At 68.2% G+C, this 9,020-nt stretch carries 10 protein-coding genes; 3 read left to right on the forward strand and 7 right to left on the reverse strand.

What is annotated here, in order from left to right:
• Nucleotides 1-961: glycoside hydrolase family 15 protein (locus tag VFC51_17880; protein ID HZT08898.1), on the forward strand; the 961-nt coding region annotated here is incomplete at its 5' end.
• Nucleotides 962-971: 10 nt separating this feature from the next.
• Here the strand turns inward: VFC51_17880 and VFC51_17885 are convergent.
• The 4 genes from VFC51_17885 to VFC51_17900 all read right to left on the reverse strand — a co-directional run bounded on the left by VFC51_17885 (nt 972) and on the right by VFC51_17900 (nt 4,127).
• The gene (locus VFC51_17885) at nt 972-2,516 is read right to left on the reverse strand and encodes an acyl-CoA carboxylase subunit beta (GenBank protein HZT08899.1); all 1,545 of its coding nucleotides are present in this window, start codon (nt 2,514-2,516) and stop codon (nt 972-974) included.
• 63 nt (nt 2,517-2,579) lie between these two features.
• Complete coding sequence (locus VFC51_17890) at nt 2,580-3,719, reverse strand: sodium ion-translocating decarboxylase subunit beta (GenBank protein ID HZT08900.1); 1,140 nt, start codon at nt 3,717-3,719, stop codon at nt 2,580-2,582.
• Nucleotides 3,720-3,899: an OadG-related small transporter subunit gene (locus VFC51_17895; protein HZT08901.1), complete on the reverse strand. Its 180-nt coding sequence runs from the start codon at nt 3,897-3,899 to the stop codon at nt 3,720-3,722. It abuts the gene before it with no gap.
• A 6-nt stretch (nt 3,900-3,905) separates the two neighbouring features.
• Nucleotides 3,906-4,127 (reverse strand): acetyl-CoA carboxylase biotin carboxyl carrier protein subunit, encoded by a 222-nt coding sequence (locus VFC51_17900; protein ID HZT08902.1) that lies wholly within the window; start codon nt 4,125-4,127, stop codon nt 3,906-3,908.
• 304 nt (nt 4,128-4,431) lie between these two features.
• On the opposite strand from VFC51_17900, the gene VFC51_17905 reads away from it, so the two are divergent.
• Both VFC51_17905 and VFC51_17910 read left to right on the forward strand, forming a co-directional pair.
• The gene (locus VFC51_17905; GenBank protein ID HZT08903.1) at nt 4,432-5,016 is read left to right on the forward strand and encodes a hypothetical protein; all 585 of its coding nucleotides are present in this window, start codon (nt 4,432-4,434) and stop codon (nt 5,014-5,016) included.
• A gap of 48 nt (nt 5,017-5,064) precedes the next feature.
• Nucleotides 5,065-5,241 (forward strand): hypothetical protein, encoded by a 177-nt coding sequence (locus VFC51_17910; GenBank protein HZT08904.1) that lies wholly within the window; start codon nt 5,065-5,067, stop codon nt 5,239-5,241.
• A gap of 33 nt (nt 5,242-5,274) precedes the next feature.
• Here VFC51_17910 and VFC51_17915 read toward each other — a convergent pair whose 3' ends face one another.
• The 3 genes from VFC51_17915 to VFC51_17925 all read right to left on the reverse strand — a co-directional run.
• On the reverse strand, nt 5,275-7,680 hold the full coding sequence (locus VFC51_17915) for a kelch repeat-containing protein (GenBank protein HZT08905.1): 2,406 nt from the start codon (nt 7,678-7,680) through the stop codon (nt 5,275-5,277).
• 59 nt (nt 7,681-7,739) lie between these two features.
• Nucleotides 7,740-8,741, reverse strand: a complete 1,002-nt coding sequence (locus tag VFC51_17920; GenBank protein ID HZT08906.1) for an LLM class flavin-dependent oxidoreductase — start codon at nt 8,739-8,741, stop codon at nt 7,740-7,742.
• Between the two features lie 56 nt (nt 8,742-8,797).
• Nucleotides 8,798-9,020 (reverse strand): hypothetical protein (locus VFC51_17925; protein ID HZT08907.1); only part of this gene is annotated, 223 nt, incomplete at its 5' end.

Raw genomic sequence — 9,020 nt, forward strand, 5'->3', positions numbered from 1 at the left:
CAAGTACACGCCGTACGGCCTGCCCGGGAGCTCGTGGCTGCCGTGGGTCGACGGCCACGGCGTGCGCACGCTGCCCATCCAGGAGGACGAGACAGGCCTCGTGCTGTGGGCTCTGTGGCAGCACTACCGCATCCACAGAAACCTCGACTTCATCGTCGGCCTGTACTCCACGCTGGTCGTGCCGGCCGCCGACTGGATGGTCGGCTACGTCGACGATCGCAACGGCCTGATCAAGCCCTCGTGGGACCTGTGGGAGGAGCGCTGGGGCGTCCACGCGTTCACGGTCGGCGCGGTGTGGGCCGGCCTCGACGCGGCTCGGAACTTCGCGGAGCTCTTCGGGGATGGGCCCGCGATCGCTCGCTACCGCGATGCGGCGGAGCGGCTGCGCGAGGCCGCGGACACGCACCTGTACAGCCCCGAGCTGGGCCGGTTCTCCCGCCGGATCGCCGTCGAGGAGGACTCGACGCTCACCGTCGACATGGTCATCGACAGCGCGATCTGCGGGCTGTGGCGGTTCGGCATGTACGCGCCGGACGAGGCGCGCATCGCCGACACGATGCAGGCGATCACGGACCAGCTCTCCAACCACGGAGCGGCCGGCGGCATCGGCCGGTACCGCGACGACTATTACTTCCGTGTCGAGACCGACATCAACCGCGTGCCCGGGAATCCGTGGTTCATCTGCACCCTGTGGCTCGCGCAGTGGCACATCGCGACGGCCAAGACCGAAGCCGACCTGCGGCCCGCGCGCGACATCATCAACTGGGTGGTCGCCCACCAGCTCCCGGGCGGGCTGCTCTCTGAGCAGCTCGATCCGAACACCGGCGCGCCGCTCTCGGTGTCACCCCTGACCTGGTCACACGCAGAGCTGATCGTCACGGTGGACGACTTCTGCCGCAAGGCCGAAAGGCTGCGCCACTCGGGGACGACGACGCCCCTCGCGAAGCGATCGACCTCCTGAGGAGGAGCCGCTAGAGCGGGATGTTGCCGTGCTTGCGCGGCGGCCGCTCGACCGTCTTGCGCAGGCACAGCTCGAGGCCTCGCAAAAGCTCGCGTCGCGTCTCGCGCGGCTCGATCACGTCGTCGATGTAGCCCCGTTCCGCAGCCACGTAAGGGTTTGCGAAACGCGTCGTGTAGTCGGCGACCAGCTGCGCGCGCTTCGCGACAGGGTCGGCGGCCGAGGCGAGGTCCCGCTTGTAGATGATGTTGACCGCGGCATCCGGGCCCATCACCGCGATCTCCGCGGTCGGCCACGCCAGGTTCAGGTCGGCGCCCATCTGCTTCGGCGACATGACGCAGTAAGCGCCGCCGTAGTCCTTGCGGGTGATGACCGTCAGCTTCGGCACCGTCGCCTCCGCGTACGCGTACAGCAGCTTTGCGCCGTGGCGGATGATGCCGCCGTGCTCCTGGTCGCGACCGGGTAGATACCCGGGAACGTCGACGAAGGAGATGATCGGTATGCCGAACGCGTCGCAGAAGCGGATGAAGCGGGCCGCCTTGTCCGACGCGTCAACGTCGATCGCGCCGGCCATCCAGTTTGGCTGGTTGCCGACGAACCCGACGGGTTGTCCGCCCAGCCTCCCGAAGCCGACGACCATGTTGCGGGCGAATCGGGGCTTGATCTCGAAAAAGTCCTCTTCGTCCACCAGACGCCGGATCACCGCCACCATGTTGTACGCCTTGCGCGAGTCCTCGGGCACGAGGTCCAAGAGCTCGTCCACGCGGCGATCCGGGTCGTCTCGGCGCTCGCGAACGGGCGGCTTCACCCGCCAGCTCGCGGGTAAGAAGCTCAAGAGCCGTCGAATGCTGGCCAGACAGTCGACGTCGGTCGCCGTCACCACGTCCGCGCATCCGGAGACCTCGGAGTGCACCTTGGCTCCGCCGAGGTCCTCGAAGGTCACCTCCTCACCGGTCACCTGTTTGATGACGGCCGGACCGGTGATGAACATCTGACCGGCCCCCCGGGCCATGAAGGTGAAATCGGTGAGCGCCGGCGAATAGGCGGCGACACCGATGCAGGGACCGAGGATGGCGCTGATCTGGGGGATCGCCCCGCTCGCGAGACTGTTGGCATGGAAGATTCGGCCAATGGCTTTGGTTACGTCGAGCCCCTCCTGAATGCGCGCGCCGACCGAGTCGTAGAGCCCCACGACCGGCACGCCGATCTTGCGCGCCGTGTCGATCGCGTAGGCGATCTTCTCCGCGTGGGCCTGCCCCACCGCGCCCTGGAGCACGGTCCGATCCTGGGCGAAGACGTACACGAGGCGGCCGTCGATCCGGCCGGTCCCGACAACCACACCGTCGGTGGGCTGCCGCCGCTCGGCCATCCCGAAGTCCGTGACCTGCGTCTCCGCGAGCATGAACTCCTCGACGAACGTTCCTGGATCGAAGAGGGCCTCGATGCGCTCGCGAGCGGTGAGCTTCCCCTCGCTGTGCTGGCGCTCCACCATTCGCGCGTCTCCTTGGAGCGCGCGCGCTTCCATCGACCGAAGTCGGGCCTCGATCTCTTCCCACATAGGTCACCTCCGGGGTGAGACGTGTTGGGCGGTCGCACGCGCCGTGGAGTCGCGCAAGAGCGCTCAGCCGATTCCGAGGCCCGCGATGACGGACAACATGATCGCCGCCGCCATGATGCTTCCGATCTGGCCGCCGGTGTTGGCGCCCATGGCATGCATCAGCAGATAGTTCCGGCGATTGTAGCGCTGTCCTTCCACCTGCACGACCCGCGCGGCCATGGGAAAGGCCGAGATGCCCGCCGCGCCGATGAGCGGGTTCACGCGTCCGCGCGTGATGGCGCACATGAGCTTTCCGAACAGCACACCCGATGCCGTGTCGAGACAGATTGCGAGAAATCCCAGCGCAAGGACCAGCAGCGTCGTCGGAGTCAAAAACTTATCCGCCGCCATCGTCGCGCCGATGGCGAGCCCCAGGAGGAGAGTCACGATATTCGTCAGCTCGTTCTCGGCCATGCCCGTGAGCCGCTGGACCACGCCGGACTCGCGCATGAGGTTACCCAGCATGACGGTGCCGAGCAGCGGCGTGCCCTGGGGCGCGACGATGCTCCCGACGATGAACACGACCACTGGGAACAGGATCTTGGTCGTCTTGGACGCGCTGCTGCGCACCGCGGGCATTACCACGGCCTTCTCCTTCGCCGTCGTGAGCGCGCGCATGATGGGCGGCTGGATGAGGGGTACCAGTGACATGTACGAGTACGCCGCGACGGAGACCGCGCCCAAAAGCTCGGGCGCGTACTTGCTGGCGACGTAGATGGCCGTTGGTCCGTCCATCGCGCCGATGACGCCGATGGAGACCGCTTGCAGCGGTGGAAACCCCAGCAGCAGTGCGATCAGGAGCGTCAGAAAGATCCCGAACTGCCCCGCCGCCCCCAGGAGGAGGATGCGGGGATTGTCGAGCAAGGGCCCGAAGTCGGTCATCGCGCCGATACCGATGAAAATGAGGATCGGGAACAGCTCCGTGAGCACGCCCGCATCGTAGACGACGCGAAGGACGCCCCCAGGCTCCATGAGATTGGCGCCGGGAATATTGACGAGCAGCGCTCCGAACCCGATGGGCAAGAGCAGCAGCGGCTCGAGTCCTCGCGCGATCGCGAGATAGAGGAGGAGACAGCCGATCGCCATCATAATCACTTCGGAGATTGTGAGGGCGGAAAAACCGGCGACGAGACCGCTGAGGCCGGCCTGGAGCGCGCGCTCCATCTAGCTGGGCGCCGGCGCTCGGGGGCCCGTCGACGCGCCGGAATCCAGCTCTCGCCTCAGCGGAAACAGCCGCTTCAGGAGGTCGACGATCAGGCTCAGCACGAACAGTGTGAGCAGCGTGCCCCCCATGCCGAGTACGGCCAGGACGAGCCCGAGCGTGACCGGGTCGAACACCTTCACCGACTGTCAGGCCTCATCGATCGTCGCAACGACGGTATCCGGATCCACGGCGTCGCCGGGCGCGACCCGTATCTCCGCGATCACGCCGGCCGCTGGTGCCACGACTTCGATCTCCATCTTCATCGCTTCCATCACCAGGATGGTCTCGTCCTCGTCGACGTGATCGCCGACCGACCCAACGATGGTCAGGATCTTGCCGACCATTGGCGCATTGACCGGAGTCGCCATCGTGCGATCACCTTCCTCGAATCAACCTCGATGAGCCAATCGCTCTCGCCCGAGCCCAGGCCGGGGTTGGCACTGGTCCGGTTGAACGGGCGATCGGCGCGGCCGGGCTGGGGATGGCCTCGGCGGATGATAGCACGGTGCCCGCGAGCGCGGAAAGGCGGGCCGCCGGCGCCCGCCCCCCGCGCCCTTCCATCGTCCGCGATTCGCTGAGACGGCCTTGTGAGCGATATTGCCGAGCGCGTGAGCCCGTCGTGACCGATCAGAACAGATGATTGGAACGTACGTTCGTTCTGAGGAGTGTGGGATGGACAACGCCGTGTGGGCCTTCGTGATCGCGCTCATGACGCTCGGCTATTTGTCGCTGTACGCCGCTCGACTGGTGCGCGCCGTCTGGAGTGCGCGCCCGCTGCAGCCTGCGCGCGCGACGCTCGTCTTCGTGACCGCGCTCATCGGCACAGCAGCGCTCTCGCTCCCCCATGGACGCTCCGAAGCCCTCGTGGCCGGCGTTTCGTCCGCCAGCCCAGTTCCGACGAATGTCGAGGCCGTCGCGGTGTCCGTCAGCGGAAGCCGAGTGCGGATCGCTGGGACGGAGCGCCGGGAGCCCCCGGATCGCGTCTGGGCCGTTGTCGAGGACCCCAGGACGGAAAACCTCTGGGTCCAGGGTCCAGCGGCCGCGACGGAGGGCGGGTGGGCCCTCGACGTCGTGATCGGCATCGATCCGATGCCACCCAAGCCCCTGCTCTATCGGGTCAACGTCCTGGCGGTCGATGAGCCGCTCGGAGTCGCGTGGCTGACGGCTGCCAACGACCGCCGCGTGGTTTCCCCGGACTCGCTGCCGACGAACCAGACGTGGCTGCTCCGTGACCGCGCGGTGCTCGCCGGACTCTAGAAGCCAAATCGCGGTCGTACCATGAGCCAATGTTTCCGTGGAGAACCGATGGGCGCAGTGCACGTCACGGTCACCCTCGCGGGGTTCGCCGGTTCGCCCGAAACCTACGAGGCGCTCTTTCCCGTCGACACGGGCGCCACTGACTGCCGAGCGCCGGCCAGCGCGCTCCAGCAGATCGGCGTCGCGCCCATCGCACGCTCCGCCGATCGCCTGCGATCCCGCTGAAAGAACCCAGCGCCCTCGGAGCGTCGGGCCCGATTACGCGGGAGCGCGATCGCCCTCGGTCGCGGCTGGAGCGGCCCGGGGTGCGGACGGCCGATAGCTCCACAGATCGCTAGATACGTCGCCACCGTGTCCGCCGAACACGAGCAGACTTCCGCTCGCGGTGTCCCACAGCGCGGTTCCATCGCCGCGCGGGCCAGGCCCAGAGTCGGCCGACAAGCGCGTCCATAGCCCCGTGCTGGGCTGGAAGCTCCAGAGATCGTCGAGATAGTCGACGCCCCCGACGTAGCCGCCGAAGATCAGCATCTGCCCTTGCTTGCTGTCCCACACCGCGCCGTGTCTGGCGCGGGCAGGCGGCTGCCCACCTGTTCCGTCGATCCGTGTCCAGCTCTCGCTGGATGGGCTGAAGCTCCACAGCTCGTTCGAATAGCCACTCAGCCCGCGGTAACCGCCGAACACCAGCATTCGACGACCGGCCGGGTCCCAGACGGCGGCGTGGCGCGCACGGGCATCGGGCGATGGCGCGCCCTCGTCAACGCGGCCCCACGCGTTCGCGGACGGATCATAGCTCCAAAGATCGTCCAGGTAGCTCGTGTTGTCCGTCATCCCCCCGAACACGAACATCCGCCCGTCCGCCGCGTCCCACACCGCCGCGTGCGCGGCTCGGGCACTCGGCGCTTGGCCGGTCGGCGATAGCTCGCTCCACGCATTGTGCGCGGTGTCGTAGATCCAGAGATCTGCCAGCGGCTTTCCGTCGCGACCAGCCCCTCCGAAGAGGAGCGCGCGACCCTTCACGTCGTCCCACGCCACGGTGTGTCCGCTGCGCGGGGTTGGCGCCGGTCCCGAGACCGTAATGTACTCCCAGACGTTTGTCGCTGGCGTGTAGCTCCATATTCCATTGAAGGGGGTGAGGTCACCCCTGCCGTCCTTGCCGCCGAAGAGCAGCATCCGACCGCGCGCGGAGTCCCAGACACTCGCCTGCTCGGCCATGGCCGGCGCGGGGACGACCCGCGATACGCGCTGGTTCCAGGTCGCCGTAGCCGGCCGGTAGGCCCAGAGATCGTTCAATGCGCTCCCGCCGAAGACGAGCATCTCGCCATCCGCCGCGTCCCACACGGCGCTGTGACCTCCCCGGCGCGCGGGCGCAACTGCGCCCATCGGAATGAGCGACCAGGTGTTGTCCGCCGGCGAGTAGCTCCAGAGATCGTCCAGGTAGCAGCCGCCGCACCCGCCGGCGAAGACGAGCATCTGCGATCGAATCGGATCCCAGACGGCGCTCTGCGAGAGCCGGGGGGTCGGCGACGGCCCCGTCGGGTCGATGGGAACCCAGGCATCGAGCGCCGGCGAAAAACCCCAGAGATCGTTCATGAGGCCGTCGACTGGATTCGCTCCCGCGAATACCAGCATCAGCTCATCGTCCTGGTCCCACACCGCGCTCTGGAAGAAGCGCTCCTCGGGCACGAAGCCTTGCGGGGAGAGATCGGCCCAGGCATCCGCGCGCGGATCGTAGCTCCACACGTCGTTGAACGCCTCGAACCGCCCGCCGATGCCGCCAAAGATCAGCATTCGCCCGCTGCTGGAATCCCACACCGCGGAGTGGTAGGCGCGGGGCCGAGGACGATCACCGGTCGGATGGAGCTGCGACCAGGTCCGAGTCGTCGGCTTGTAGCTCCACAGACTCGATCCTTGGTCCTCTTCCTTCCCCCGCAGCCCGCCATAGACGATCATCTGGCTGTCGATGGGATCCCACACCGCCGTGTGGCCGATGAGGCCGGCGTTTGGACCGTCGAGCGGCGTCCACGTGTCGTTCGCGGGGCGATAGGTCCACAGGTCGGCCAGCGCGCCACCGCCTCGCCCGCCGACGACCAGCATCTGCCCATCAGCCGGATCCCAGACGGCGGCGTGCGAGTTTCGCGCTTCGGGCGGGTTCATCAGCGCCCATCCGGTCTCGGGCGCGACGTTGACGCCGCGACGCGCCCACGACCAGCCGCAGCGCGTGTGCGCGTACACGTAGAGCGCGTGGCCCCCGAGCGATGCGGTGCGCAGGTCAATGGGGAAGCTCCAACCGGAGCGCTCGCGCGCTTGCCCGTACGCGGCGGCAACGTCTGGCCTGGGGAGCCCGGTCGTCGCCTCGCCCAGCCCCACGCCGGTCCCTCCCGCCTCGCCGTCCAGGTAGATGTGGACGGCGTCGATCCCCGAGCCGGAAGAGTCGGCCAGGTCGGCCGCCCAGCCCGTGGCGACCGCCGGATCGCGCAGCGTCGCATTTTCGGCGGGTGCGTCGAGGGTAATGGTCGGCTGACAGACCTGCTGCGACTGCGCGTAGACCGGCTGTGCGAGCGCGAGGATCGGGAGGAGGCGCAGCGCCAACAGCGCTCCCACCGAGCGCCCAAGGTTCCACGGGCGCAGCCCGCTCGCCTTCCATCGCGCATTCACCATGCCCATTGCCGTCTCCCCCTGCCCCCAGCGCCGCGCGCTGCGCGAATCTTGCTTTGACCTCGATCTTACTGGAACTTCGGAAGCACCGCCTCACCGATCAGCTCTACGGACCGTGCGGCGACGTCGAGCGGGAGATCGTCCGGGCTGACACGCATCTGGATCTGGGTCACACCCGCGTCCACGTAGCGTTGGATTCGCTCGATGACGACGTCGGGTGTGCCCACGAGGCACCAGTCAAGGTCGAACCGTTCGAAGAGCTGGCCCGGCTCGCCCGAGACCACCTCGGGATCGCTCCCCAGCGCGCCGTTGCGCGCGTATCGCTGGAGCACCCGCCCGGCGTAGATGCGCGCCGCGGCGCGCGCCGCGGAGTCGGAATCGGCGACGACCGCGAGTCGGTTGATCGCGACCGTCCCATTCGCGGCTGGCTTTCCCTCCCTCGCCAGCTCCTCGCGATACCGCGCGCTCTGGCGCGCGATCACGTCGAAGCCGTAGTTCGTCGAGGCGCACCATCCGTCGCCGAAGTGCGCCGCGCGTCGGGCTGATCGGCGCAGCGAGCCGCCGACCCAAACAGTCGGTCCGCCCTCGCGAATGGGCAGCATGCCAATGCTTTGGTCCGTGGAGAGCAAGGAGCCGTGAAACCCCTTCTCGCCGCGCCACAGCGCGCGCATCATCGCCAACGCATCGTCGACGAATTCGCCGACCCGCGCCGGGTCTGTCCCGAAGCGCCGTTGGACCGCCGGCCCGCCGAGTCCTATCCCGAGAATGAGCCGACCGCCGCTGATCTGGTCCAGCGCGGCCGCGTCGTACGCGAGCTTCAGCGGGTTCCACGTCGGAAGCAACGTCACGCTCGTCCCAAGGCGGAGGCTCGTGCGCGGGGCCAGGGCGGCCAGAACCAGGAGCGGCGACGACACGTGCCCCCACTCGGGCCGCGTCGCGTACCCCTCGCCCGCCGTGACCGAGTCGAAACCATGCCGCTCGGCGACGCGCAGCAGCTCCACATAGCGGTCGATCTGCTGGTCCAGCGTCCGGACCGGGGTGGCAAAGTCGAGGGCGAGACCGAATTTCATCGTACGAGCGTCTCCATTCGGGATTCTCTGATCGCGAGCGGGCGGCGGACTGCGGGCTAGCGCGCCGTGGCCCGCGGCAGCTGCAGCCGGCTCCGGACAGCCCCCACCGGACCCACGTCGACCGGTATGCCGTCGCGGTAGGCGATGATCTGGTGTGAGAAGGGCGAAACCCGGGCGCCCGGCGTGAGAATGCCCACGAGATTCAGCGGGTCGCCACTGTGCGCCAGGACGAGGTCGCCCGTCGCGCCGGCCCTCCGCACCGCGCGGAGCGCCTCGACG

The organism is Chloroflexota bacterium (assembly GCA_035652535.1).
In the GTDB taxonomy this organism is placed as follows: Bacteria; Chloroflexota; UBA6077; order UBA6077; family SHYK01; genus DASRDP01.

What these genes read in the sequence shown, in the direction of transcription:
- VFC51_17885 (HZT08899.1), bottom strand. Translation starts at nt 2,516, where the DNA reads ATGTGGGAAGAGATCGAGGCCCGACTTCGGTCGATGGAAGCGCGCGCG.
- VFC51_17890 (HZT08900.1), bottom strand. Translation starts at nt 3,719, where the DNA reads ATGGAGCGCGCGCTCCAGGCCGGCCTCAGCGGTCTCGTCGCCGGTTTT.
- VFC51_17900 (HZT08902.1), bottom strand. Translation starts at nt 4,127, where the DNA reads ATGGCGACTCCGGTCAATGCGCCAATGGTCGGCAAGATCCTGACCATC.
- VFC51_17905 (HZT08903.1), top strand. Translation starts at nt 4,432, where the DNA reads ATGGACAACGCCGTGTGGGCCTTCGTGATCGCGCTCATGACGCTCGGC.
- VFC51_17910 (HZT08904.1), top strand. Translation starts at nt 5,065, where the DNA reads ATGGGCGCAGTGCACGTCACGGTCACCCTCGCGGGGTTCGCCGGTTCG.
- VFC51_17915 (HZT08905.1), bottom strand. Translation starts at nt 7,680, where the DNA reads ATGGGCATGGTGAATGCGCGATGGAAGGCGAGCGGGCTGCGCCCGTGG.
- VFC51_17920 (HZT08906.1), bottom strand. Translation starts at nt 8,741, where the DNA reads ATGAAATTCGGTCTCGCCCTCGACTTTGCCACCCCGGTCCGGACGCTG.